At 40.2% G+C, this 25,007-nt stretch carries 23 protein-coding genes and 2 tRNA genes; 21 read left to right on the top strand and 4 right to left on the bottom strand.

Annotation, left to right across the window (positions count from 1 at the left end; translation table 11 throughout):
* Window position 1 precedes the first annotated feature (1 nt).
* The 8 genes from ligA to rbfA all read left to right on the top strand — a co-directional run bounded on the left by ligA (window position 2) and on the right by rbfA (window position 8,684).
* On the top strand, window positions 2–2,056 hold the full coding sequence (gene ligA, locus A3G9_RS0104460) for an NAD-dependent DNA ligase LigA (RefSeq protein ID WP_002818227.1): 2,055 nt from the start codon (window positions 2–4) through the stop codon (window positions 2,054–2,056).
* Window positions 2,043–3,209: a CamS family sex pheromone protein gene (locus A3G9_RS0104455; protein WP_080034650.1), complete on the top strand. Its 1,167-nt coding sequence runs from the start codon at window positions 2,043–2,045 to the stop codon at window positions 3,207–3,209. Before ligA ends, A3G9_RS0104455 begins: the two co-directional genes overlap by 14 nt.
* 102 nt (window positions 3,210–3,311) lie before the next feature.
* Window positions 3,312–3,782, top strand: coding sequence for a ribosome maturation factor RimP (locus tag A3G9_RS0104450; RefSeq protein WP_002817836.1), 471 nt, complete (start codon window positions 3,312–3,314; stop codon window positions 3,780–3,782).
* Between the two features lie 2 nt (window positions 3,783–3,784).
* Window positions 3,785–5,206: a transcription termination factor NusA gene (gene nusA / locus A3G9_RS0104445; protein ID WP_002818229.1), complete on the top strand. Its 1,422-nt coding sequence runs from the start codon at window positions 3,785–3,787 to the stop codon at window positions 5,204–5,206.
* Window positions 5,207–5,212: 6 nt separating this feature from the next.
* Window positions 5,213–5,554 carry an RNase P modulator RnpM gene (rnpM, locus tag A3G9_RS0104440; RefSeq protein WP_002817834.1) on the top strand — a complete coding sequence of 114 codons (342 nt, stop codon included), beginning with the start codon at window positions 5,213–5,215 and terminating at the stop codon, window positions 5,552–5,554.
* 10 nt (window positions 5,555–5,564) lie between these two features.
* Window positions 5,565–5,840 (top strand): L7Ae/L30e/S12e/Gadd45 family ribosomal protein, encoded by a 276-nt coding sequence (locus tag A3G9_RS0104435; RefSeq protein WP_002818230.1) that lies wholly within the window; start codon window positions 5,565–5,567, stop codon window positions 5,838–5,840.
* Window positions 5,837–8,326, top strand: a complete 2,490-nt coding sequence (gene infB, locus A3G9_RS0104430; RefSeq protein ID WP_002821562.1) for a translation initiation factor IF-2 — start codon at window positions 5,837–5,839, stop codon at window positions 8,324–8,326. The genes A3G9_RS0104435 and infB overlap by 4 nt, the downstream gene beginning before the upstream one ends.
* The gene (rbfA, locus tag A3G9_RS0104425) at window positions 8,319–8,684 is read left to right on the top strand and encodes a 30S ribosome-binding factor RbfA (protein ID WP_002818232.1); all 366 of its coding nucleotides are present in this window, start codon (window positions 8,319–8,321) and stop codon (window positions 8,682–8,684) included. The genes infB and rbfA overlap by 8 nt, the downstream gene beginning before the upstream one ends.
* Before the next feature lie 57 nt (window positions 8,685–8,741).
* On the opposite strand, the gene A3G9_RS0104420 is transcribed toward rbfA, so the two are convergent.
* Entirely contained in the window at window positions 8,742–10,025 is a 1,284-nt protein-coding gene (locus A3G9_RS0104420) for an LCP family protein (protein ID WP_002821066.1), read from the bottom strand.
* 72 nt (window positions 10,026–10,097) lie between these two features.
* On the opposite strand from A3G9_RS0104420, the gene A3G9_RS0104415 reads away from it, so the two are divergent.
* From A3G9_RS0104415 to comA, 6 genes are all read left to right on the top strand, one after another.
* Complete coding sequence (locus A3G9_RS0104415; RefSeq protein WP_002818236.1) at window positions 10,098–10,766, top strand: phosphatase PAP2 family protein; 669 nt, start codon at window positions 10,098–10,100, stop codon at window positions 10,764–10,766.
* Window positions 10,767–10,886: 120 nt separating this feature from the next.
* Entirely contained in the window at window positions 10,887–11,531 is a 645-nt protein-coding gene (locus tag A3G9_RS0104410; RefSeq protein WP_002818238.1) for a deoxynucleoside kinase, read from the top strand.
* Window positions 11,532–11,616: 85 nt separating this feature from the next.
* On the top strand, window positions 11,617–13,074 hold the full coding sequence (locus A3G9_RS0104405; protein WP_002817826.1) for an ABC transporter permease: 1,458 nt from the start codon (window positions 11,617–11,619) through the stop codon (window positions 13,072–13,074).
* 10 nt (window positions 13,075–13,084) lie between these two features.
* The gene (locus tag A3G9_RS0104400; RefSeq protein ID WP_002817825.1) at window positions 13,085–13,783 is read left to right on the top strand and encodes an ABC transporter ATP-binding protein; all 699 of its coding nucleotides are present in this window, start codon (window positions 13,085–13,087) and stop codon (window positions 13,781–13,783) included.
* A gap of 42 nt (window positions 13,784–13,825) precedes the next feature.
* Entirely contained in the window at window positions 13,826–15,145 is a 1,320-nt protein-coding gene (serS, locus tag A3G9_RS0104395; RefSeq protein ID WP_002818240.1) for a serine--tRNA ligase, read from the top strand.
* Between the two features lie 321 nt (window positions 15,146–15,466).
* Window positions 15,467–16,237: a phosphosulfolactate synthase gene (comA, locus tag A3G9_RS0104390; protein WP_002818242.1), complete on the top strand. Its 771-nt coding sequence runs from the start codon at window positions 15,467–15,469 to the stop codon at window positions 16,235–16,237.
* Between the two features lie 147 nt (window positions 16,238–16,384).
* Here the strand turns inward: comA and A3G9_RS0104385 are convergent.
* The 3 genes from A3G9_RS0104385 to A3G9_RS0104370 all read right to left on the bottom strand — a co-directional run bounded on the left by A3G9_RS0104385 (window position 16,385) and on the right by A3G9_RS0104370 (window position 18,330).
* Window positions 16,385–16,458: transfer RNA gene (locus A3G9_RS0104385), tRNA-Thr, on the bottom strand.
* A gap of 92 nt (window positions 16,459–16,550) precedes the next feature.
* On the bottom strand, window positions 16,551–17,999 hold the full coding sequence (brnQ, locus tag A3G9_RS0104380; RefSeq protein WP_002821561.1) for a branched-chain amino acid transport system II carrier protein: 1,449 nt from the start codon (window positions 17,997–17,999) through the stop codon (window positions 16,551–16,553).
* A 249-nt stretch (window positions 18,000–18,248) separates the two neighbouring features.
* Window positions 18,249–18,330: transfer RNA gene (locus A3G9_RS0104370), tRNA-Leu, on the bottom strand.
* 313 nt (window positions 18,331–18,643) lie between these two features.
* On the opposite strand from A3G9_RS0104370, the gene rpmB reads away from it, so the two are divergent.
* From rpmB to A3G9_RS0104335, 7 genes are all read left to right on the top strand, one after another.
* Window positions 18,644–18,844 carry a 50S ribosomal protein L28 gene (gene rpmB, locus A3G9_RS0104365; protein ID WP_002817821.1) on the top strand — a complete coding sequence of 67 codons (201 nt, stop codon included), beginning with the start codon at window positions 18,644–18,646 and terminating at the stop codon, window positions 18,842–18,844.
* 86 nt (window positions 18,845–18,930) lie between these two features.
* Complete coding sequence (locus A3G9_RS0104360; RefSeq protein WP_002818245.1) at window positions 18,931–19,281, top strand: Asp23/Gls24 family envelope stress response protein; 351 nt, start codon at window positions 18,931–18,933, stop codon at window positions 19,279–19,281.
* Window positions 19,282–19,290: 9 nt separating this feature from the next.
* The gene (locus A3G9_RS0104355; protein WP_002817819.1) at window positions 19,291–20,955 is read left to right on the top strand and encodes a DAK2 domain-containing protein; all 1,665 of its coding nucleotides are present in this window, start codon (window positions 19,291–19,293) and stop codon (window positions 20,953–20,955) included.
* Between the two features lie 109 nt (window positions 20,956–21,064).
* Window positions 21,065–23,095, top strand: coding sequence for an ATP-dependent DNA helicase RecG (gene recG / locus A3G9_RS0104350; RefSeq protein WP_002818246.1), 2,031 nt, complete (start codon window positions 21,065–21,067; stop codon window positions 23,093–23,095).
* Window positions 23,095–24,141, top strand: coding sequence for a phosphate acyltransferase PlsX (gene plsX, locus A3G9_RS0104345; protein WP_002818247.1), 1,047 nt, complete (start codon window positions 23,095–23,097; stop codon window positions 24,139–24,141). The genes recG and plsX overlap by 1 nt, the downstream gene beginning before the upstream one ends.
* Window positions 24,138–24,392, top strand: a complete 255-nt coding sequence (gene acpP / locus A3G9_RS0104340; protein WP_002817817.1) for an acyl carrier protein — start codon at window positions 24,138–24,140, stop codon at window positions 24,390–24,392. The genes plsX and acpP overlap by 4 nt, the downstream gene beginning before the upstream one ends.
* The gene (locus tag A3G9_RS0104335) at window positions 24,389–24,979 is read left to right on the top strand and encodes a hypothetical protein (protein ID WP_002818248.1); all 591 of its coding nucleotides are present in this window, start codon (window positions 24,389–24,391) and stop codon (window positions 24,977–24,979) included. The genes acpP and A3G9_RS0104335 overlap by 4 nt, the downstream gene beginning before the upstream one ends.
* The last annotated feature ends 28 nt before the right edge of the window (window positions 24,980–25,007 follow it).

The raw sequence follows: 25,007 nt of genomic DNA, 5'->3' as shown, positions 1-25,007 counted from the left end.
TATGAATCCAGCAGACCAGTTCACACCAATTGAAGATTTAACGTTCACACAAGCTCAGGCGGAAATCAGAGATCTTTCGGATGAATTAACCAAATGGGGACGCGAGTATTACGAAGAGGATAATCCAAGTGTCGAGGATTACGTTTATGACGCCCATTACGCCCGTCTGGTTGCTTTGGAAAAGGCTTATCCGAGTTTGGCCATGCCTGATTCGCCTACTCAACATGTTGCAGCTGGAAATCAGACGAAGAATGATTCCCGTGGTTTACAAAAGGTCGTTCACCCGGTTCCGATGCTGTCTTTGGGGGATGTTTTTTCGATTCAGGAATTGCTTGACTGGGACCTTGTGACAACGAAAAATGCCGGATCTCAACAGAAGTATAATCTTGAACTGAAAATTGATGGTTTGGCAATTTCTTTGAGATATGAAAACGGAAGACTTATTCAAGCTTCGACGCGTGGGGATGGTTCTATCGGCGAAAATGTGACCGATAACGTTAAAACGATTACCGAGATCCCAAAAGTATTAAATGAGCCGCTAACGATTGAGGTTCGCGGAGAAATTTACATGCGTAAAGAAGCTTTTGCTGATTTGAATCGGCAGCGCGACGAAGAAGGAAAAACAATTTTTGCCAATCCAAGAAATGCAGCCGCCGGCAGCCTGCGTCAATTAGACCCAAAAATTACTGCCAAAAGGCATCTTTCCTCCTTTATTTATTACACGGCACAAAATGATGTTTTGGGCGTCAACACCCAGTCGGATGTTTTGGAACGTTTCCGACAGTTGGGTTTTCCAGTTAATTCCAGTAATAAAGTAATCGATAGGATGACCGAAGTTAAAGATTATATCGATGAATACACGATTAAAAGAGACAACTTGCCTTATGGAATCGACGGAGTCGTTGTTAAAGTAAATGATCTTGATGTGGAAAACGAGTTGGGCAATACAGTCAAAATACCACGTTGGTCGATTGCTTATAAATTTCCTCCGGAAGAAGCTTTGACAGTTGTTCGCGACATCACTTGGACGGTCGGTCGAACCGGAGTTGTCACGCCAACAGCTATTATGGACCCTGTCTTTCTTGCTGGTACGAAAGTTAAAAGGGCAAGTTTGCATAATCCTGATTATTTGCAGGAAAAGGATGTTCGAATCGGCGACACGGTAACTTTACATAAAGCCGGTGATATTATCCCGGAAGTTGGGCAGGTCATCTTAAAAAAGCGGCCTGCTGATGCTCAAGCTTATCCAATTCCGGTTTACTGCCCTTCTTGTAAATCCAAACTTGTCCATGTCCAGGGCGAAGTGGCTCTTCGCTGCATTAATCCTGAATGTCCAGCCCAAATTAAAGAAGGATTGATTCACTTTGCTTCAAGAAATGCGATGAATATTGATGGATTAGGTCCTCGGGTTGTCGAACAGCTTTTATCCAAAAATCTGATTAGGAAAATTTCTGATTTATATGCCTTAACAGAAAGTCAATTAACGACTTTGGATAAATTTGCCGATTTATCATCAAAAAATTTGATTCAGGCAATTGATCGTTCACGCCAAAATTCAGTTGAACGTTTAATAACGGCCTTGGGCATTCGCGGGGTTGGTGCTAAGGCTGCCAAAGTGCTCGCGGCGCATTTTAAGAATCTTCGTAATCTACAAAATGCCGGAGCAGAGGAGATTGCCGAAATTGACGGTGTTGGTCAGGTAATGGCCGATGCAATTAGACAGTATTTCAATAGCGAATCGGTTGCCAGCTTAATTAACGAATTGGAAAATTTTCAAGTAAATTTTGATTATTTGACGACAAGTACGGTTGACGAAAAAAATTACTTTTTCAATAAAAGAATCGTTTTAACCGGCAAACTTATTCATTGGACACGACCACAAATGCAGGCTTGGCTTGAAGAACATGGCGCCAATGTTTCTTCATCCGTTTCTTCAAAAACAGATCTTTTAATTGCAGGAAGCGATGTAGGTAGTAAACTAGAAAGAGCGAATAAATTAGGAATAAAAGTGATTAACGAACAGGATTTCATTAATTTAAGCAATGCTAAAAAATAGGCGTAGATTAACAATTACACAGTTTTTAATTCTTCTCTTCGTACTTCTTGTAGTAGTCGTCGGAGTATTGTATTTCTTTAATAACAATCAGAACTCGACGAGCAGCAGCAGCTCCAGCAGCAGCGCTATTCAAGTCATTAATGCCAATAATAATCAGGGGGAGTATAAAACCGTCGTCAAAAACGGCAGTTACGTAACTTCGGCTGCCAGAGGAATCGCTGTTACGACCGAAGATGGGCTTAACGCTCAGTCGTTCGAACAGGCAATCAATGAACTTTCAAAAAAGTTTTTCTCGACAAAGAAATACATTTTCCAAGAGGGCCAGTATCTTTCCGCTACAACTCTTAATGATTGGCTGGATCGCTATTCGAGCAGCAATAAGCTCGGTTTGAATCCGGTTAATAATGGCAAGACCGACAATAGTCGAAATCCGGAATATCTTCAATCAATCGAAGAAAACGACTTTATGACCGAAGGCAGCGGTTCCAATCTTAATCTTGCCGGTATGACAATCGGAATCGCTATGAATCGGACTGATAGTTATACAAAAACTACAGGCGGAACAACATATACTCAAAGCATTTCCAAAGCAGAGATGGTCGCTCAAGGAAAAACGATAGCTAGCAAAGTACTGGCGCGTTTGCGGGCCAATAAAAAAATTGGCAATAATGTTCCTATTTTGATCGTGATGTATCAAAATGCTTCCAGCTCTTCTTTGGTTGGTGGCGTTCCCTACGCTTACTATATGTCAAAGTCCGGCAGCAAAATCAGCGCATGGCATAATCTTGATTACCAGAATCTTATCTTCCCTGAGCAAAGTACAACGACCGGCAGCGTCGGCAGTCAAGACAATACTAATTTTGTTAATTTTGAAGACGATATCGAAGGATTTTTCCCAACTATTTCTTCGGCCACTGCTCAAGCCCGTTACGAGGATAAAACTTTAACAGGAATGAAAATTACCGTTAATACCAGTTTTTACTCGGTTTCTGAAATTAAAGCATTTTCAACTTATATTTCTGAGGTTGGGCCGAAATACTTTACTAAAGATATTCCGATCACGATTTCTGTTTATGCTTCGAACCAATTATTAGCTGTCTTGAGTCGCAGCAGCGGAAGTAACTTTAAGGTTACTTACTTGTACAGTTATTGATATACAGTCTTTTTCGGGTTATAATTAAATTAACTTGATTTACTGAAGTAAATGAGTTGGTGTTTGCCAGCTCATTTTTTATGGGTCAAGTAAAAAAAGATAATGAATTTAAAACAAATTGATACAATCAAAGAAAAAATTCAGCCGATCCTTTCGGAAAAGCATCTTTTGCTTTGGGATCTTTCTTTCTTTGGCGGTAGTCCGGCTGTCTTGACTATTTTAATTGACGGGCAGGATCACCAGGCAATTCGAATGAACCAAATTTCCGAGGTAACTTCTTTGATCAGTGACGCACTTGATAAGGTCGAACCGGATCCGTTTCCAGATCGATACAATCTTGATATTTCATCACCGGGAATCGATCGTTCGATTAAAACTGATGAGCATCTTGATTGGGCACTTGGCCAGCCGATCAAGTTGAATTTGTTTGAAAAAATCGATGGCAGCAAATCAGCCGAAGGTATTTTAAAATCCTTTTCTGATTTGGAGATTAGCTTGGAAGTTTCACCAGCGGAAGTTAAGAATTTTCCAAGAGAAAAAATCTCAAAAATTTCGTTAAATCAGGAGGCATAGATATGGCATCAGATTACAGAAGAGAGTTGTTTTCTGCGTTACAGGCATTACAAGCTGAGAAAGGCATCAGCCAGGAAGATGCAATTACGTCTTTAAAAGATACTTTAGTGACTGCTTATAAGAAGAATTTTGAAGGGGAAACCAATGTCGAAGTTGATGTCGATCCTGAAAAACAGGAGTTTAATCTTTTACAAATTAAAGAGGTCATTCCTGATGGAGATATGATTGACCCCTATTCGGAAATTTATTTGAAAGATGCACGAGAGATTAATTCTGCATACGAAGCCGGTGATCAGATCAAATTCGAAATTAATCCGCGTGATTTTGGCCGTTTGGCTGCTCAATCAGGGAAAAATAAATCTACTCAAACAATTCGTGAAAAAGAAAAGGAGGCAATTCACGCTCGTTACGAAGGTTTCGAGCATGAAATTGTGTCTGCGAGGGTTGCTCGTGAAGACCAACGCTTTTTGTGGGTTACCATGCCTGATGGTCAAGAGGCGGCCATGGGAGACAAGGATCGTATACCTGGCGAAACCTACAAGACCGGTGATCCAATCAAAGTTTTGATTAATCGGGTCGAGGATTCTGCTACTCGCGGTCCACAGATCTACGTTTCTCGAACGAGTCCGGAATTAGTTAAACGTTTATTCGAACAGGAAGTTCCGGAAGTTTACGATGGCACTGTCGTGATTGAATCAATTGCCCGGGAAGCCGGTGATCGTTCGAAAGTGGCAGTTCGGACAACCGATTCCAACCTTGACCCCATTGGTACTCTGGTTGGGACTCGTGGTTCGCGTGTTCAGGCTGTTGTTAATGAATTGCATGGCGAGAACATGGATATTGTTGAATGGGTCGAAGACGAAGCACAGTATATCGCCAATGCTTTGAATCCGGCCGAGGTCGTCGACGTAATTTTCAGTCCGGATAACGATAATGAAGTTACTGTTATTGTGCCTGATTATCAGTTGAGTTTGGCTATTGGAAAACGTGGTCAGAATGCACGTTTGGCTGCCAAGCTAACTAAGTTTAAAATTGATATTAAATCAGAAACACAGGCGGAAAACGACCCACAGCTTCAGGCTATTCTCGAAGAATCCGCTAAATATGCAGAGGAAGAAGATCAATCGGACGAAACCGACGAAACGGATGAGGCTTTGGAAGACGAGACCGAATACGCCGACGCCAATGAATATTTTTCTGAAGGCGCTGATCAATCCGATGCATCAGAAGAGGAGAAAACTTCCGAGTCCGCTGAAGAAAGTAGTTCAGCCGAAGAAGATTCTTCAAAAGCAAAGGCTAAAATGACTGAAGCCGAAGTTAAAGAGGCTCAGGACGAATTTGCCGCTGCCCTAAAGAATGTTGATTTCGATGCTATTTTGGAAGAAAAAGAGGGCGACGACAACAAAAAGAGCGACGATAAATAATTATTTATGGCAAAAAAGAAGCGACAATTTAAAGCACGTAAAATACCGATGCGTAAAGATATAGTCAGTGGCCAAATGTTCCCAAAAAAGGATTTGATTCGAATTGTAAAGACCCCGTCTGGAGAATTAGAGTTGGATCCAACCGGTCGAGCAAATGGCCGCGGCGCCTATGTCAGCGTTGATGTTACACTAGCTAAGAAGGCAAAAATAGAGAAGTCTCTCGATTCTACCTTTGAAATGACTGTTGCCGATGTTTTTTATGATAAATTAATTGATTTTGTCAAGCACCAACAAGACAGGAAGGAACTTTTCAGCCACGAACAAATTATCAAAGCAGAAAATTCTTAATTATTTTGGCTTGGCAAAACGCGCTGGTTTCCTTGTCAGTGGACAGACAGTAGTCGAAAGGGCCATCAGAAAGCAAAAAATTTCGATGGTAATTATTGCTAATGATGCTAGCGAAAATACAAAAAAGGATTTTGAAGACTTAATCCGGGAAAGAATTACCATAGTTAATCAATTTTCAAGTACAGAGATCAGCCAAGCAATTGGGCAGACAAGAAAAATTCTTGGAATTAGTGATCCGGGAATTACAAAACAAATCAAAGAGTTATTAAAGGAGGTGACTTTATGACTGAAGAAGAAAAGAAACGGCGTCCGTTGGTACATCACATTAGAAAGCAATCGGCTTCTAAATCGGAATTGCCAGCCTCTCAAAGAAGGCATGCAGCTGGTCTTTCGAGCCGTGCTCAAGGAGAAAGGCATGGTGAAAAGACGCCAACTAATAACCAGGATTCTCGTCAACGCAGGCGAGTAAGTTTTGATTCCAATACAGGTCGTCCTGCACCCAAAGACCACAAACCGATTCATGCAGGAAGCGCAAGCGCGCCTGCTGGGTCCTCTTTGAATCAACCCCGGAAAACAACAAGCCAACGTCAACGGACGAATTCGAGAACCAGTAAAACAACTGTTGAACCGCTTCGCCGTGCTCACCCACATAATCCGTTACCAAATCAGCATCCGGTAACCAATCAAAGGAATAACCGTCGAAACAATAATCGTACGGCTGGCGGGCAGTCCTCGAATAATAGGAACAATAACAATCACAAAACAAATGCATCGAAAAATGGTACAGGACGTTTTGGTGGCGCATTAGCATCCGGGAATAATTCTGCTCGTAATAATACTCGTCGTCGCAATCAAACAACGACAGCTCCAGGTACTCATTTTGTTAGTGGCCCGGCTCGTGGTATCCGTCGCAAGTCGGGACCCAAAGGGTCCAAGAAAGCTCAGCGTATTGCAGCAGCAGCAGTTTCCAAGAATCGTCAAAACGAACGTAAGGAACAGCCGTTACCAAAGGTTCTGGAATATCGTTTGGGCATGAATGTTCAGGATATTGCCAAAATTATTCACCGTGATGTTACTGAAATTCTTAAGAAACTCTTCTTACTTGGCGTAGTTGTAAACCAAAATCAGAGTTTGGATGCCGACACGATTGAGTTACTAGCTGCTGATTATAATATTGAAGCAAAGCAAAAAGAAGAAGTCGATGTTTCTGATATTGATCGTTTCTTTGATAAGACCGACAATGATATCGATCAGAGCAAATTAGTATCGCGTGCCCCGATTGTTACCATTATGGGTCACGTTGATCATGGTAAGACAACTCTTTTGGATTATTTGCGTCACACTCATGTAACGGAAGGCGAAGCAGGTGGAATCACTCAACGTATTGGGGCTTATCAGGCTCGTTTGCATGATCGTCTGATTACTTTCCTTGATACACCTGGCCATGAAGCCTTTACAGAAATGCGTGCTCGTGGTGCGAACGTTACCGACATTACTATATTGGTTGTTGCAGCTGATGATGGAATTATGCCGCAAACAATCGAAGCTATTCATCATGCTCAGGCAGCGAAAACACCGATTATTGTCGCAATTAACAAGATTGATATTCCAGGTGTCGATCCGAATAACGTTATCAACGAACTCATGAAATATGATCTTGTTCCAGAAGAGTATGGCGGCAGTACGATTGAAGTACCGATTTCTGCTAAAACAGGTCAAAATGTTGATAAACTTTTGGAGATGATTTTACTTCAAGCTGATATGATGGACCTAAAATCAGACCCAACGGCCAAGTCTCGCGGATCTGTTATCGAAGCCCGTTTGGACAAGGGCCGTGGAGCTGTTGCGACATTGCTGATTCAGCAAGGAACACTGAAGACTGGCGATCCGATTGTCGTTGGAAATACTTTTGGTCGTGTTCGGACAATGAATGATGCATCTCACAAAAAACTTGATTCCGCTTTGCCAGCGACTCCGGTTGAAATTACCGGTTTGAATGAAGTTCCGCAGGCCGGTGATCATTTCGTTGTCATGGATTCTGAAAAAGATGCTCGCGAGGCTGGAGAGTCTAGAGCTAAGAAGGCAATGGAAGAAGAACGTAATAATGGGGCTGTTGTGACATTGGACACACTTTTCTCAACAATGGCCAAGCGGGATATGAAGACAGTTTCCTTAATCGTTAAAGCTGATGTTCAAGGATCGGTTGAAGCTCTCTCTGCATCTCTAAAGAAAATCAAGGTTGAAGGCGTTCGAGTTGACATACTCCATGCAGCCGTTGGTGCGATTAATGAGTCTGATATTAACCTTGCCGAAGCTTCTGGCGCGATTATTATCGGCTTTAATGTTCGTCCGGTTGGCCAAGCTAAGACTGATGCCGAGCAAAAACATGTCGATGTCCGACTTTATAACGTTATTTACGATGCCATTAATGAAGTCGAAGCAGCCATGAAGGGCCAACTGGAACCTGTTTATAAGGAGAAGACTCTGGGAACTGTTTCAGTACGTGAATTATTCCATTTCTCCAAAATTGGAACAATTGCCGGTGGCTTGGTTACCGATGGTATTATTACCAGTGATTCGAAAGTTCGTCTTGTTCGCGACGGCGTTGTTGTTTATGATGGACAACTGGGTTCTTTGAAACACGGAAAAGATGATGTCAAAGAGGTCAAGAAGGGCTTTGAACTTGGTTTGACAATCGCCAATTATAACGATGAAAAAGTCGGCGATGTCATTGAAGCTTATACGATGGAAGAGGTTAAGGCAAATGCCTAAACATGCTAAATCTGCACGTTTGCTACGCGTCGAAGGTACAATTCAACGTGAAATCAGTGAAATCCTCGTTAAAGAAGTTTCTGATCCCAGATTGAAGGATGTCACCATCACCGGTATTGACATGACACCTGATTTTTCAATTGCTTATGTTTACTGGACAATTTATTCCGATTTGGCAAGTTCCGGTGAAAAGGCCGACGCTGGTCTCCAAGCTGCTAAAGGTTTAATTAAACGCCAGCTGGCTAGGAAAATGACTACTTTTAAGATTCCTGACTTGATTTTCAAACGCGATACAGCGATCGAATATGGTGATCATATTGAACAACTTATTGCTAAATTAAATCATGAAAGCAAATAAAAACCTGTGTTTCTCACTGAAACGCAGGTTTTTTGTTTACCCAAATTTATTGTTAAATTATTGTCCGCCGGTATTATTGTTTGTTGTAGTCGTGTCTGTGGTGGGAGCTGTAGGTTGAACCGAAGATGACGAATAAGTTGTGGCGGGCGTTGTATAAGTTTGCTGTGTCGACGAACTATAAGTCGCTGTTGAATCATCGGTTTCTGTGGAACTATCATCGCCTATGACGACCCCGTTAGTAACTTTACTAGCATATAGTGGACCCGATTTAGCTTTTTTCAGGCCAAGGAATTTTCTAATTTTATTAGTGACACGTTGTTTTTCTTTACTGGCAACCACTTGGTAGGAAATTCCAGAATATTCATAATCAGTGCCTTGTACTGAATCGGATTTAATATTTTTCAGGGCCTTTCTGTAATTAGAAGCCAAAGTAACCATATCGTTGAAAGTCAAATCTGTTTTTCCCTGTTTGGAAATTGAATTCAAGAATTTTTTGTTAACAATTTGTGGAATTAAGGCGGTTGCTTTCTTTGCAATGGCTTCAAAGACCAAGCGTTGACGTAAAGTACGGCCGTAGTCTCCTAGCGGATCGTTATAACGCATTCTTGTGAAAGCCAGGGCAGCAGCCCCGTTCATGATGTTGGAAGTTTTTGTCAAAGTACTTCCATTTTTATAATACTTGTACTTCGTTGACCCTTTTGTGAAGGTGTATAAATTATTTCCATAATCATGAGCAGTATCTTCCGAAAAAGTGAAAGTTAAAGGAGATTTCACAGAAATCCCTCCAGCTTTATTGGTAATTTGTTCAAGCGCCTCCATGTTGACGATTCCATAAAAATCAATCGGAACGTTCAACCATTTTTCAACCGTTTTAATGGATGTTTCTGGATGGCCTTTTCCGTTTGCCGGATATTCATAGGCTGCGTTTATTTTTTGAGGGAAAGTATACTCATAGCCGGGAATCGAGACCATTGAATCACGTGGAATCGACATGAGCAGAGTTTTCTTGGTTTTTGGATTGATTATGACAAGGATCATCGAATCGGTTCTTCCGACCCAATTTCGACCTAATTCACCGGTATCGGTTCCCATGAGAAGTATTGAAACCGGTTTTCCTTTGCTTAAGACTGAATCGACATTACGTTCTTTCTTTATATTAGTTGAAACGAAAGTATTGGAATCGATCGCTCCTTTAATATTGTAATAGGCCACAAAAAAAATTACCCCGACTCCAACGAATAACAAACCGAAGACGGTAAGCACTATATTTCTGATTAAATGTTTGCTTTTACGGCCGGGACGACGTTCTTTTCCTGCTTTTGGTGATCTAAATTTTCGCATATAGTACATTCTATCCAAAGTACTAATTTAATACATTAAAAAATATAGCTTTGTTACAATAGATTTTGAATTATGATAGTTGATCGGGATAAGGCGCGAAAACCGCTTATTTATATTTTTGCAGGGCTTTTTTTATTTGTAATCATTTTATCTTGGCTGTATTCGCCTTTACTTAATTTATTGGATGAATTTTTTACCGAGTTTCTTTCGGGCCGTAATAACGGCTTTCTTAAGGTTTTTTTCTGGATTGGAGCCAATTTGAGCCGACCTATTTTCAGTTTTTTGGTGACCCTTTTTTGTGCTTTCCTTCTATGGGGAAACAATTTTAAAATTCCGGCAGCTTGGTTTCTTTTTACGATGCTCGGTTCAATGCTGGCTGATTCGCTTTTGACTTTGTTGCTGCAGTTTCCGGCTCCCAGCGATAAGCCGGCATCGATCGGCCGGAGTTTTCCAAGTCTGGCTGTTTTGATGACTTTTTTGTTGATTCAATTTTTCTTTGTTATCGTTGTACCAGAGTTTAATAAACGGGCTAAAAAAGTTAAAAACAAAACGATCATTTTCATGATTCTTTGGCTGATATTGGTTTGTTTTGCTGTAATTGCTTGTCAATATAATACGATTATTGATGTTTTTTCTGCGCTTATATTTGGTTATGCCTGGTTCATGTTTTCCGAAGAGTTTTATTTTAGCTATGCACGAATATTTGTGAAATTAAATATTTTCAGGGGCAGTTGGATTTAAAAGGATGGAGTTGTCAAGTCGGATCAATTAGTTTTTTAAATATACTGAAAAATGTTTGACATTAGATTGGTATATTGTCAAATTAGATAAAGTAAAAAAGACAAGGGGATAATATAATTAATGATCGTTTTATCAGGAACAATTGGAGCTGGGAAAACCAGTTTAACGAATTTGCTTTCAAAACATTTAGGTAGCAAAGCGATTTATGAAAGTGTGAGTGACAACCCGATTCTGCCGCTTTTCTATGACGATCCTAAAAAGTACGCTTTTCTTTTGCAAATATATTTTCTGAATAAACGCCTGCAAAATATTAAAAATGCCCAAGAGAATAAATTGGACGTGATCGATCGTTCAATTTTCGAAGATGCTCTATTATTCCAATTGAACGCTGATCTTGGTCGTTCGACTCAGACTGAAGTCGATATTTATAAATCACTTTTAAGCAATATGATGGAAAAACTTGATGAGTTGCCATCAAAGGATCCTGATCTTTTGATTCATGTGCGGGTTTCTTTTGACAACATGCTGAGCAGGATTGAAAAACGCGGTCGTGATTTTGAACAGATTTCCGTTCATCCGGATCTGTACAAATACTATCAGGAACTTAATCGCCGTTATGCTGTTTGGTATGCCGCTTATGATCGCGGACCAAAAATGGAAATCGACGGTGATAAATATGATTTTGTTGAATCTAAAGACGCCGCTCAAGAGGTTCTGAACCAAATTGATGAAAGACTTTTTGATTTGGGAATCCTTGTCGGCTAATTTATCTTCAGGTTAATTTTCATTTAATATTTGTTTAAGCACACTTTAATTTTCAGAGAATAATCTGCAATGTAAAGGAGATTTCATGGATTATATCAAGCGTGCTTTTTTGTATCTTCGCCGAAAAATTGGGCGGAGTTTATTATTGACTCTGGTTATTACAGCGATTATGACTTTTGTTTTAGCTGGACTGATTATTCAAAATGCTGCTTTGACAGCTGTCAATAATAGCAAAGATTCAGTCGGTACAACAGTGGCCTTGTCCGCTAATCGACAAAAACTATTCAAGCAAAACCAAGGCTCAACTGGAACTTCGGGATTTAAGAGCACCAATCAGGCAATTATTACTCAAAAAACGGCTAATAAATTAGGTTCTTTGAGTAATGTTGCTGCTTATCAGATTACTGCCACAGCGAGCGTTAACGCTTCTTCTTTCACAGCAGTGAAAACCAGCAGTTCATCCAGCAGTAAGGGTGGTTTTTCTGGTATGCAAAGCACCGAAAGTGGTGATATTAGTATTTCCGGTGTTTCAACAACTGCGGCCGATTCAAACTTTAAGAACAAAAATTATGTAATTATCAAAGGCCGCGGAATCAAAGTATCTGATAAAAACACAAATAACGTTGTAATTGAAAAAACTCTTGCTTCGAATAACAAAATCAAGGTTGGCAAAACGATTAAGATTAAAAATTCGGATGGGGATGTCAAGACATTGAAAGTCGTTGGAATTTATCAGGCAAAAACCTCCAGTTCGGCCAGCTTGGCAACTACTGATCCGTCGAATACGATTTATTCCAGTTACACACTTGCTTCGAGTCTAGCTGGCGATGGCGGTAAAGTTTCTGCTGTTACTTATACTTTGACTGATTCCAGTAAGGAGAAAGCTTTTGTTAAAAAAGCCAAGAAATTAATTTCCAGCAAACTGCAATTAACAACTTCCGACGAAATTTATGAGCTTTTATCCAGTTCGGTCAAGTCGATTGAGAGTATTGCCTCAAAGATTGTTTGGATTGTTGCGATTGCTGGGATTGCTATTCTGAGTCTGATTTTGATTTTAATGATTCGTGAGCGTAAACATGAAATTGGTGTTCTGATGTCTCTTGGCGAGGCAAAGGGAAAAATAATCGGACAGATTTTCATCGAAACAATTTCAATTTTGATTATTTCTCTGTTTTTCGCCGGCATTTTCGGTAATTTATTCGGTAATGTAATCGGAAAACAATTGGTTAATCAGCAAACAACATCGACACAAAGTCTGAGCAGCGGAGCCGGTGCCCCGGGTGGTGGTGGCGCACCAGGCCAGGGAAATACAACCGGCAAAGGAACGACGCAGAAAACCGGTCGGCCTACTGCCGGCGGTACCAGCCAATTGAGTTCAACTCTGACGGGAAGTTCTCAACTTAATAAACTTTCAACTCATTTAACGATTGGTACTTTACTAAAGTTGGGAGCATTTGGATTAGTAATCGTCGGCATTGCGACTTTACTCGGTTCTATACCGATTTTGAGCTTAAAACCAAAAAGAATTCTAATTTCGGAATAAGGGAGCAATTATGACACTAGCAGTTCAAAAATTAACTCATTATTTTAATCATCCGGATGACTACTTATATAAGGATGTTAGTTTGAAGTTTGAATCATCGAAGTTTTATGCAATTGTCGGTGAATCGGGTTCCGGGAAAACAACTTTTGTGAGTTTTCTAGCCGGGCTTGATTCGCCGGTTGCCGGAACGATTAATTTCAACGGCAAGGACATCAGAAAAATCGGTTTGACCAAATATCGTAACCAAGATGTGACAATTATTTTTCAAGCCTATAATTTAATGACCTATATGTCAGCCTTGGAGAATGTTATGTCGGCTTTATCAATTACAAATTCCAAGCATGCCGGCGATAAACAATATGCGACTGATTTGCTGGCTTCAGTCGGTATCGATGGTGATTTGATAAATAAAAACGTTCAAAAATTATCCGGTGGCCAGCAACAGCGTGTTGCCATCATTCGTGCTTTGGCTGTTGATGCGCCGGTTGTTGTTGCCGATGAGCCAACCGGTAATTTAGATTCGCAAAATACGAAAGAAATTACGCAAATTTTTAAAAAAGTTGCTCATGATTCCAAGAAAACCGTAATCGTAATTACTCATGACCAAAAAGTAGCTAGCATGGCCGATGTTAAAATAGTTTTGGATGATCGCAAATTTACAGTTAAAAAACCTAGAAAGAGAGTTTCTAAATTAAGAAAAATAAGCTGATTTACCGGCTTTTTCTTCTTTGCCGAATGTATAATCGAATGTATGCTAGATATTAAATATTTACGGAATAATCGAGATGAAGCCAACCAACGTTTGATTGATCGCAATGTTGAAGATGGCGTGTTAGATAAATTATTAGCCGACGACGAGAAGCGTCGTTCTCTGATTCGCAAAGCCGAACAGTTGAAGGCGAAACGGAATCAGGTTTCCGATCAAATTGGGGCTGCCAAACGGGCTAAAGACAATTCAGCTGCTCAAAAAGCAATTAGTGATATGCAGACCGTTGCAGGTCAAATTAAAGATTTGGATAAGCAATTATCGGCAATTGAAGAGTCTGTTCATACCCAAGCTGCTCATCTGCCTAATTTGGCTGATCCGCGGGTGCCGGTTGGTCCGGACGATTCATATAATGTTGAACAAAGAAAGTGGCAACCAACCGATCTTCAGGGCCGTCCGGCCGCTTTTTCGAAAACACCAACATGGTTGAAAGCCCATTTTGAAATTGGCGAAGATCTTGGTATTTTGGATTTTCAACGAGGCGTAAAAGTATCCGGAGCGCGTTTTTTGTATTATGTCGGCGCCGGCGCCCGCTTGGAACGAGCTGTTTATAATTTCATGCTTGATGAACATCGCCGCGAAGGTTACACAGAATTGTTGACTCCGTACATGGTTACCAACGAATCGATGTATGCAACCGGCCAGTTTCCGAAATTTGTTGACGATGCCTACGAGGTTGGCAAAAATCAGTCGATGACAATGATTCCGACCGCTGAAGTCGCCTTGGTTAATTGGCGTCGCGATGAAGTTTTGGATGAATCGGAATTGCCCTTATATATCACTGCCTTGTCGCCGGCATTTCGTCAGGAAGCCGGGGCTGCCGGGAAAGATACGCGTGGTTTGATTCGCCTGCATCAGTTTAATAAAGTCGAAATGGTTAAATTTACCAAGCCAGAGGATTCATATAACGAATTGGAAAAAATGACTGTCGATGCAGAAAATATTTTGCAAAAACTGGAATTACCTTACCATGTAATTCGCCTTTCGACTGGGGACATGGGTTTTGGTTCTGCAATGACTTACGATTTGGAAGTTTGGTTTCCGACCCAGGATAAATATCGTGAAATTTCTTCTGTTTCTAATGATGAAGATTTTCAAGCGCGCCGTGGACACATTCAATATCGTGATTCAAAGACAGGCAAACTTCGTTTTGTTCATACTCTAAACGGTTCTGGTCTGGCTGTTGGCAGAACAGTTGCGGCTATTTTGGAGAATTATCAAAATGAAGATGGGACAATTACAATTCCCGAAGTTCTTCGTCCTTATTTCGGCGAAGACAAGATTAGCAAAGAAAATGCCAGGTAATTTCCAGTATTTTCAAACGTTTTTACTAAAATTATTTCCCTGAATTCTTTTATCTTCGTTTTATCTCTCTTTTATTTTCTTTTAATCTGTCAATTGAATAATTAAAACTGTTCCAAAGGACAAGTTGTTAAAAACAAATCCCGACGAACAACTCTCCAATAATAAAATATCCCTTCCAAATAAATTAAAAACTCTCTTCATAATAATTAATCCCAAAAAACGCCACCCCAAAGGCGTTTTTATTTTTGCCTAAAATCCTATTAAATCATCACTTTTATAGTATTTAAAATATGTTTAATTATTAAGTGATAAAAGTAGAGCATGAATGCTTATGAATTTTTGAATTTAGGCCAGTCGAAAAAGCCGAGAAGATCCGGCCTAACTATGATGCTTGATAAAGGTTTAGGAAGCAGATCGCTCGATGATCTTCTAAATACATCTGCTGATTATATTGATTTTGCCAAATTTGGTTGGGGCACTTCGGCCGTAATTAATCGGGACTTGATAATTAATAAAACGAGTCGATATCAAGCTGCTGGAATTATGCCTTATCCTGGCGGAACTTTGCTTGAAGTTTCTGTGTTGAAGGGCAAAGTGGATCGATTTTTAAAGGAAAGCCGTGAATTGGGATTTACGGCAATTGAAGTTAGTGATGGATCAACTGAAATTACCAAAGAAGAAAGAGCGAAAATAATTAAAAAATCAAGGGAAGCCGGTTTTTATGTTATCTCCGAAGTTGGCAAGAAAAATCCGATTTTGGATCACGATTTATCTATTTCGGAAAGATTGGAACTAATTAAATCTGATTTGGCATACGGTTCAAACTATGTTCTCATTGAAGCCAGGGAGGCTGGAAAAGATATCGGAATCTATGATGCCGATGGAAATATTATTGAAGATGAATTGGAACAACTTTCCAGTCTTGGAATATCCAAATTGATCTTTGAAGCGCCACTTAAAAAACAACAAGCCGAATTGATTTTAAAATTCGGCAGTCAGATAAATCTAGGCAATATTGCTTCAGATGAAGTTGTTTCTCTGGAAACTCTGCGGCAGGGATTACGGGGAGATACAATCATCCTGCTTCATTAGAAAATTGACTATTTTGAAAGAAAGATTCCCGTTTCATTTTAACTGGCAAATCATATTTCACGAATGCAAAAAAGTGTGCTCATTCAACTGATATTCATAAATTTATTTATAAAAAAAGCCCGGAAACGAGCTTTTTAATTTATATAATGCCGACTAGAGGATTCGAACCTCCGACCCCTTCATTACTAGTGAAGTGCTCTAGCCAACTGAGCTAAGTCGGCAATTAACCAACCAAAATAGTGTAACAAATTTATTAGTAACTAGCAATTATGCTTGGTTAATTTTATTAATATTAAAAGCCTTGGGGGATGTCCTAATCGTTGACTCGTTGAACAGAATCGTCCACCAAAGCACTTTCTTGGCGATTGTTTTTAAGACTGTAAAGCAAAAGGCCAACACAGGCGCCGACTATCGAGGGAAGGAGCCAGCCGAGTCCCAAAGAAGCCAAGGGAATAAATTGATGGTAGCAACTGACCAAATTACTGATTACCGGTAGATTAGTTACTGGTAAATTAGCAAAACTATCCAATAAGGCAGCTGGAGCGACAAAAAGAAGTACGAACCTGTAAACGATTTTCGAGCGATGAAAAAAATTTGAAAAAAGCGAGAGGAAGATAAGAGCCAGCGCCAAAGGATACATCAACATCAAAACCGGTGTTGCCCAGGCGATGATATTCGTTAATCCAACATTGGCTGTTAAAAATGATCCAAAAGCAATTATACGCAGCCAGTTTAGATAACTGACTTTTGGAAAAGTTCGATGCATGTCTTGTGAAAAAGAAGCAAAGAGCCCCATCGCTGTTGTAAAAACTGCCAAAGTAACAACTAAGCCGGTAAACAGCGTTCCGAAGTTTCCGGCGTAGTGTCCAACGATTTGTGAAAAGGCAGTTGCGCCGTTTGGAGCCATTTTTAAAAGACCAAGGCTGCTAGTGCACAAAAATATAAGCGACAAATATAGTAAAACTTCAGCTAATATGCTTAATAGACCTGATTTAGCAATCATTTTAGGAACACGTTCTTTTGAATACCCGAGGCCTTCTACTGCATAGACAACCGTTACTGCCAAAGCTAAAAGGGCGATTCCATCCATCGTATTGTATCCATCCAAAAAACCTTGAAAAAAGGCGTTGTTTTGATAAGCCGGCTGAACAGCCTGCTTTAGACTTCCCATTGGCAAAACAAACGAAAGAATCACAATCGAAACGATCAAAACAAGGAACAAGGGATTCAAGTATTTAGCAATCCAAGCGACGACATTGGATTCTTTGATACTTAGATAGTATGCAAGGGCAAAGAAAATTGCCGAGAAAACCAACATACCGATTGTTTGATATTTTGCAGGCAAAAATGGCGATACTCCCATCGAGAAAGCAGTTGCTGCTGTTCTTGGGGTTCCGAAAAAAGGCCCAATCGTCAAGTGAAGCATTACAAGAAAAAGTGTTCTAAACCAAGGAGCGGCCGGTTTGGCGATATCATAAACTCCACGGCTGTGGGTCACGGCGATGGCTAATATTGCTAGGAAAGGCACCAGAGTTCCGGTTAAAAGAAATCCTAACGCGGCTGTTAGCCAGTGGCTTCCGGCCATTTGGCCGAGTTGTACCGGAAAAATCAAGTTTCCGGCTCCAAAGAACATCCCAAATATTAGAGATGCAACTAAAACGGTATTATTCCGTTTTCCTTTTTTTAACATTTTTATTTTCCCTTCTTTTTCAGCTATAAAAAAATCGACCGTTGCGATTTCCGCAGCAGGTCGATTTCTCAAGGAATATAACCACTCAGCTGCTCATCATTTTAAGATTAATGATGAGCAATACAAATCTAGCTCATCATTATTAAATAATAATGACCAAGCTAATGACGATTTGTGAAACTAGAGTTTTGTTCTGATACATTAAATACCAATTCCTTTCAATGCTTTAGAGCTATTAAAACAAGCTTTTTCCTTTTTGTCAAGAAAAATAAAAAAACATTCTCTTTTTGGAATGTTTTTACTTTGAAGATGAAATTTTAGTGCGGATGACAGGGATCGAACCTGCATGAGTTTCCTCACAGGAACCTAAATCCTGCGCGTCTGCCAGTTCCGCCACATCCGCAGAACTAATCCATTTTATCATGCAGCTGAGTAATATAGCAATAAAAAACACCGAATAAAATTCGGTGTCAGGGATTTCTTTTATAGAGAAAGTTTTTATCCATTTGGAAGGGATAGTTAATTTTTATGAAGATTGTTCTCAAGGATTCTGCTTAATCCCTTAGAACAAGACTTATTATCAAAATTGAATATTAAAGGAAATTAAAAAGGAAATTAAATGAAAATTAAAATTAAGTTTTCAAGATAACGAATTAATATTTGCATTTATCAGACAAATCGGATAGAATTTAACAGTTACATGTAAGGAGGACGCTATGGCAAAAGATGCTATTACTGGCGCGCGTACTCGTTTTGGTAATCAACGTTCACACGCTTTGAATGCCAATCGTCGTTCGTGGAAGCCGAATTTGCAAAAAGTGACCGTTAAAATCAATGGCGACGCTGCCAAAACCGTTTATCTGACTGCTCGTACTTTACGTGCAGGCTTGAAGAACGGTTCGATCGAACGAGTATAAGTTAGCCGCCCTGAGCGGCTTTTTTATATTTGTGATTCCAAGGTTCAAGACATAAATACTGTTAGAATTTAGTCAGAGGTAAAATCATGAGTTTGAAGATGAAGACTAAGATTGGTCAAGTAAACATTGGTGATGATGTTATTTCAACAATCGTTGGAACAGCAGCTTCTGAGTCTTTTGGTGTTGTTGGTATGGCATCCAAATCTTTTAAAGATGGTGTTAATCATGTACTCCAGCGCCCTAATTATGGTCGTGGAATTCTTGTGTCGGAAGAAAACGATCAACTGACGATTGATGTACATATTATTGTTGAATATGGAGCAAAATTATCGGAAGTTTCCAAGGCGGTTCAAAAGCAGGTCCGTTATTCTTTGGAGAAAAATTTGGGTGTTTTAATCAATCAAGTGAATGTAACTATCGAAGGCATCCGCGCTTAAGGAGATCAAATGGAATTAATTACGAGTGTCGAATTTGGTAGGATGATCAATGCTGCTGCCCAAATTTTGACGAAAAATGCACAACATATCAATAAGTTAAACGTTTTCCCGGTTCCTGATGGAGATACAGGCACTAATATGAGTTTGACGATGCAGTCGGGGGCTCAGTATGAACGAGATTCAACCGAAACCTCGATCGCTGCTTTGTCAGCAGCAATGTCTAAAGGCCTTTTAATGGGGGCCCGCGGGAATTCCGGTGTCATTTTGTCGCAAATTATGCGTGGGTTTACGAAATTTGTTGCTAATTTTGATACTTTGGATGCCAAACAGTTTGCCAATGCTTTAAAAGCCGGAGCCGAATCGGCCTATAAGTCTGTTATGAAACCAACCGAGGGAACCATTTTGACAGTTATTCGCGAATCTGCGGCTGCTGCCGGCGATGCGGCCGATCAATCAGATGATTTAGTCGATGTTGCGAAAGCTACATGGGATGCTTCAAAGGAGGCTTTGGCAAAGACTCCTGATTTATTACCGGTTCTTAAAGAAGTCGGCGTAGTCGATTCTGGCGGCCAGGGGCTTGTCTTTGTTTTCCAATCCTGGTACGAGGTTCTTTCTGGAAAAACTACTCAAGAAGATTTGAGTACCCCTCCCGATATGGCTCAATTTGATGAAAAAACAGATGAATTCGATGCACAGGTCTCTTTGGACCCCAAAGACATTAAATATGGCTATTGCACAACGATTCTTTTTGAGACCGGTAAAGGATCAACCTATGATCGCGAATGGAATTATGATAAATTCTATAGTTATTTATCGAAGAAAGGTGATTCTCTTCTGGTTATCGCCGATGACGGTTTGGTCAAGACTCATGTTCACACGGAAGATCCCGGTGCAATTTTAACCGAAGCAACTCATTATGGCTCGATCAAGTGGGTCAAGATAGACAACATGCGCGATCAGCAACAGGCAGTAATTGATCGAGTTGCCAAAGAACAGGCCAGTCAGCCTAAAAAACCAATAGAAACGGCTGTTATCACGGTTGCTTCCGGTCATGGAGTTTCGGAACTTTTCAAATCGATGGGTGTCACCGACGTAATAACCGGCGGCCAGACAATGAATCCTTCAACAAAAGATTTGTTAAACGCAATTACATCTAGCAAAGCGAAAAATGCGATTATTATTCCTAATAATGCCAATATATTTATGGCTGCCAGTCAAGCTGCCGATATGTCGAAAATTCCGGTTGAAATTGTTAAATCAAAAACAATTCAGCAAGGTTTAACTGCAATGTTGGGCTTTAATCCAGATGCAGATGTAAAAGAAAACGCAAGCGAAATGACGGCTCAGCTCTCAACTGTTAAATCAGCCGAAGTCACCAAAGCAGTTCGTGATACTAGTATTGACGGCAAAAGTATCAAACGTGGCGAATATATCGGAATCGTTGACGGCAAAATTCAGGCCAATGGCCGCCGTTTGAGAGACGTAGCGATTAATTCCGTGAAGGCGATGCTTGATGACGATTCAGAAATCGTAACAATAATTTATGGTAGCCAATCAAATCAAAAAGAGTCCGAGCAACTGACCAAGGCAATTTCCAAACTTGATAACAATTTGGAAACGGAAATTCACGAAGGCGACCAGCCCTTATATCCTTTCTTGATTTCGGTCGAATAACTTTTAAAAATAGGATGGATTTTTCATCCTATTTTATTTTGTGCTAAAAGTATTTCCGATTGTTTTTAGTTAAATAACCAATCATAAATTTAAGTAATATAATCTTTCTGTGAGTCTTTTTGATTCAATTACAGAACTTTCCGGCGTTGGACAAAAACGGGCTGAAATTCTAAAACAGCTGGGAATTTTAAATATCGAAGATCTTTTGACTTATTATCCTTTTCGTTATGATGATTTGGAGTCCCGTCTTCCGAGCCAAACTGATGATGGCCAAAAGGTAACTTTTAAGGGAATGGTTAGTTCCCAGCCGACCATTTCTAGATTTGGTTACAAAAAATCAAGAATTGCTTTTCGACTTTTGATCGGGCATGATAATATTTCAGTCTCTTTTTTTAATCAGCCTTGGTTAAAAGAACAGATTGAAATTGGAAAGGAAATGGCGATCTTCGGGACTTATGATGCTGTTCATGAAGCTTTAAAGGGCCAGAGAATCATTCACGCCGAGAATGATTCATTAGCGGCAATTTACCCATCAAATCAGGCGATTCATCAAAAAACGATTCAACAATTGATTGAAAATGCCTATGCTAAATATGCCGATCAAATTAATGATATTATTCCAAGAAGATTGATGTTGGCTTATCGCTTGCTATCACGAAAAAAACAGATTCACGATATGCATTTTCCCGATTCGGCTGAGAATGCCAAGCTGGCACGTCGTTCGGCTGCTTTCGAAGAGTTTTTTATTTTCCAGATGCGTTTACAGTTAATGAGAATTTCTGCTGGAAAAAACCGTGGCAGGGAAATTGAATACAATTCAGAAATTCTCAATGACTTTATTGCAAAACTTCCTTATTCCCTAACTGATGCGCAAAAAAAAGTTATTCAGGAAATTTTATTGGATTTAAAACGGCCGATTCATATGAATCGTTTGTTGCAGGGGGATGTTGGTTCCGGCAAGACGGTCGTAGCCGCTATTGCGATGTTGGCTTGTTATAGTGCCGGTCTTCAGGCAGCGATTATGGTACCAACGGAAATTCTTGCTCAACAACACGCTATTAATCTCAGCAATTTATATCAATCGGCCGGACTCAATCTTAGGATTGAATTGTTGACCTCGGGTCTCAAGGCGGCAGCTCGGCGGCAGATTTTAGCAGATCTGGAAAGTGGCGAGATCGATATTGCCGTTGGCACTCATGCTCTGATTCAAGCGGATGTTCATTTTTATAATTTGGGTTTGGCCGTCATTGACGAGCAGCATCGGTTTGGCGTCAAGCAGCGAGCAAGATTACGGGAACAAGGACAAAATCCAGATATCTTGGCCATGACGGCAACTCCGATTCCACGTACATTAGCGATTACCGCTTATGGTGAAATGGATGTTTCAACAATTGATCAATTGCCTAACGGGCGCCGTCCAATTATCACTAAATGGGTTAAAAGCAATCAATTTGATAATGTTTTTGATTGGGTGAAAACACAATTAGCCGCTGGGGCTCAAGTTTATGTTGTTACCCCATTGATTGAAGAATCGGAGACTTTGGATGTTCAGAATGCCGTTTTAATTTATGACCGTTTAAAAGAAGAATTAAAACCTTATCGGATCGGTCTACTTCATGGGCGGTTGACGAATGATGAAAAGCAGCAGGTGATTAACGATTTTTCAACCAACCGAGTGCAGGTACTGGTTACGACGACCGTGATTGAAGTTGGTGTCGATATCAAGAATGCCACGATTATGGTAATCCTGGATGCCGACCGTTTCGGCATTGCTCAGTTGCACCAGTTGCGGGGACGGGTTGGTCGCGGCAAGAAACAGTCTTATGCTATTCTTGTTTCCGATCCCAAAACCCAATATGGAATCGACCGAATGGAGGCAATTGTTTCTACGAACGATGGTTTTGCTTTGGCGGAAAAGGATTTGAAGCTGCGGGGGCCGGGCGATGTAATTGGAATAAAACAAGCTGGGATGCCGGAATTTAATGTTGGCGATCCAATCCATGATTTAAAAATGATGGAAACAGCTCAACAATCGGCGATCGAAATTACGAGCCAGTCTAACTGGGATGCTGACAAAGAAAACGCTGAACTGGTAAAATATTTGTCGTTAACGATGTATCGATATAAGGACTTTGATTAATGGATAAAACATATACAATTGCTATTGATGCAATGGGCGGCGATAATGCGCCGGAAGAGATCGTGAAAGGGGCCTTGCTGGCCCGGGACAAATACAAGAATTTGCATTTGAATCTATACGGTGACAAAGGAAAGATTCTTGAACTGATTGGCGAGACCAAACAGGACAGAATTAAGATCATTAACACAACCGAGATGATTGAAATGGGTGAAGAACCCGTTAAGGCTGTACGCAAGAAAAAGGATTCTTCAATGGTTGTTGCCACTAATGCTGTCAAAGGTGGAAGCGCCGATGCCTTATTTTCGGCCGGAAATACCGGAGCACTTTTAGCCAGTGGCATTTTTATTGTCGGCCGAATATCAGGAATTGAACGTCCCGGACTGTTAACGGTGTTGCCGTCGGTCGATGACCCCAAACGCCAATGGGTTTTTATGGACGTGGGCGCTAATGCCGAGGTCAAACCAAGTTACCTTTATCAATTTGCGGTGCTTGGTAATTTCTATGCAACGCACGTTTTAAAAAAGCCGAATCCGGAAGTTAAATTATTGAATAACGGAACTGAAGAGGATAAAGGCGATAAAATTCATATTCAAGCCTATCAACTTTTAAAGAACGGCAAGCAACTTAATTTCACTGGAAATATTGAAAGCCGGGAATTATTAAATGGCCATGCCGATGTGGTTGTTGCCGATGGTTTTTCCGGAAATGCTGCTTTAAAAGCGATTGAAGGAACAGCTTTAACAATGTTTGCCGGTTTAAGAAAGATTCTTGTGAATGGTAGTTTGAAGACGAAAATCGGCGCCGCTTTGGTTAAACCGGCCCTAAAAGAATTTTCTTCGGTGCTGGACTATAATAACGCAGGTGGAGCCGTAATCGCCGGTGTCAAGGCACCAGTTGTCAAGACGCACGGATCAGCAAAAGCAAAGACTGTTTCCAATACAATTGGTCAAATCAAGATAATGCTGGAGTCGAATTTGGTTCCCGATATTACTAAATATGTTGATGAAAACAAAGATCAATTCAAGATTATTTTGGAGGAGAAATGAATAAAGATGAAATTGCTGCTCAACTAGCAGATGAAGTTTCTAAACGCTTTGGTTTATCAAAATCAAAAATTACCCCGGATTTGGATTTTACAAAGGATGTCAACGCCGATTCAATCGATTTTGTTGAATTGGTGATGGAATTAGAAGATAAATATGATATTGAAATTTCCGATGACGATGCTGCCAAGCTGATTACTTTCCAATCGACTGTCGACTATCTCTATGATCATGCGAGTAAAAAAGCTTCATGAGAAACACTCGAGAACCTTTTCAATCTTTAAAAATCATCACGGTCGTTTTGGATTTTCTTGGAATTCTTAGCGGATTATTTTATGGGTTAATTACCCTAGGTAGTAATTATCTGACTTCAGCCGAGATAGCGGATTTTGGAAAAAATAATTTGCAAGCCGCACTTTTGATCTGGGGTGTTTTATTAATGACGGTCCCTGGCTCGATAATGCTGATTCTGCATATTATCGGTTTGATAAATTTTCGCCGGGTCGATTATCCTCTAACAGGTCACATTCTTGGAATAATTGCTGCGGTTTTTTCGATTGTTGCCATCCTCTTTTGGTTAACGCCTTTTCTTTATTTGCTGGCCGGAATCTTTCTTCTGGTAGCCCGCAAAAAGGGTCCTTTAATTAAGAATGAAGGTGATTCTAAGGATAATTATGTCGGCGCCGGGAAAATAACAGCAGCTGATTTGTATCCCGATCGAACCGAAGAATTACCAAATATGGATAATACAGTTGTCGAAATCAGAGCCTATCTTGATTCAAAAGGAATCAAGTATAAAAAGTCTTCTAGAAAAAGCGATCTATTAAAATTAATAAAATGAAAATGCCCGTCTGTCTTTGTCTGATGGG

Source organism: Oenococcus oeni DSM 20252 = AWRIB129, assembly GCF_000372485.1.
GTDB classification, from domain to species: Bacteria; Bacillota; Bacilli; order Lactobacillales; family Lactobacillaceae; genus Oenococcus; species Oenococcus oeni.
Note: the sequence above shows the minus strand (reverse complement) of the source record. Positions and strands in the feature narration are given on the sequence as shown.

Excerpts from the sequence above, each read along its gene's own strand:
- A3G9_RS0104405 (WP_002817826.1), top strand. The coding sequence starts at position 11,617 with ATGGATTATATCAAGCGTGCTTTTTTGTATCTTCGCCGAAAAATTGGG.
- plsX (WP_002818247.1), top strand. The coding sequence starts at position 23,095 with ATGGATAAAACATATACAATTGCTATTGATGCAATGGGCGGCGATAAT.
- A3G9_RS0104455 (WP_080034650.1), top strand. The coding sequence starts at position 2,043 with ATGCTAAAAAATAGGCGTAGATTAACAATTACACAGTTTTTAATTCTT.
- nusA (WP_002818229.1), top strand. The coding sequence starts at position 3,785 with ATGGCATCAGATTACAGAAGAGAGTTGTTTTCTGCGTTACAGGCATTA.
- acpP (WP_002817817.1), top strand. The coding sequence starts at position 24,138 with ATGAATAAAGATGAAATTGCTGCTCAACTAGCAGATGAAGTTTCTAAA.
- A3G9_RS0104400 (WP_002817825.1), top strand. The coding sequence starts at position 13,085 with ATGACACTAGCAGTTCAAAAATTAACTCATTATTTTAATCATCCGGAT.
- rpmB (WP_002817821.1), top strand. The coding sequence starts at position 18,644 with ATGGCAAAAGATGCTATTACTGGCGCGCGTACTCGTTTTGGTAATCAA.
- comA (WP_002818242.1), top strand. The coding sequence starts at position 15,467 with ATGAATGCTTATGAATTTTTGAATTTAGGCCAGTCGAAAAAGCCGAGA.
- A3G9_RS0104415 (WP_002818236.1), top strand. The coding sequence starts at position 10,098 with ATGATAGTTGATCGGGATAAGGCGCGAAAACCGCTTATTTATATTTTT.
- rbfA (WP_002818232.1), top strand. The coding sequence starts at position 8,319 with ATGCCTAAACATGCTAAATCTGCACGTTTGCTACGCGTCGAAGGTACA.
- A3G9_RS0104335 (WP_002818248.1), top strand. The coding sequence starts at position 24,389 with ATGAGAAACACTCGAGAACCTTTTCAATCTTTAAAAATCATCACGGTC.
- A3G9_RS0104360 (WP_002818245.1), top strand. The coding sequence starts at position 18,931 with ATGAGTTTGAAGATGAAGACTAAGATTGGTCAAGTAAACATTGGTGAT.
- A3G9_RS0104450 (WP_002817836.1), top strand. The coding sequence starts at position 3,312 with ATGAATTTAAAACAAATTGATACAATCAAAGAAAAAATTCAGCCGATC.
- ligA (WP_002818227.1), top strand. The coding sequence starts at position 2 with ATGAATCCAGCAGACCAGTTCACACCAATTGAAGATTTAACGTTCACA.
- A3G9_RS0104420 (WP_002821066.1), bottom strand. The coding sequence starts at position 10,025 with ATGCGAAAATTTAGATCACCAAAAGCAGGAAAAGAACGTCGTCCCGGC.
- A3G9_RS0104355 (WP_002817819.1), top strand. The coding sequence starts at position 19,291 with ATGGAATTAATTACGAGTGTCGAATTTGGTAGGATGATCAATGCTGCT.
- infB (WP_002821562.1), top strand. The coding sequence starts at position 5,837 with ATGACTGAAGAAGAAAAGAAACGGCGTCCGTTGGTACATCACATTAGA.
- rnpM (WP_002817834.1), top strand. The coding sequence starts at position 5,213 with ATGGCAAAAAAGAAGCGACAATTTAAAGCACGTAAAATACCGATGCGT.
- A3G9_RS0104410 (WP_002818238.1), top strand. The coding sequence starts at position 10,887 with ATGATCGTTTTATCAGGAACAATTGGAGCTGGGAAAACCAGTTTAACG.
- serS (WP_002818240.1), top strand. The coding sequence starts at position 13,826 with ATGCTAGATATTAAATATTTACGGAATAATCGAGATGAAGCCAACCAA.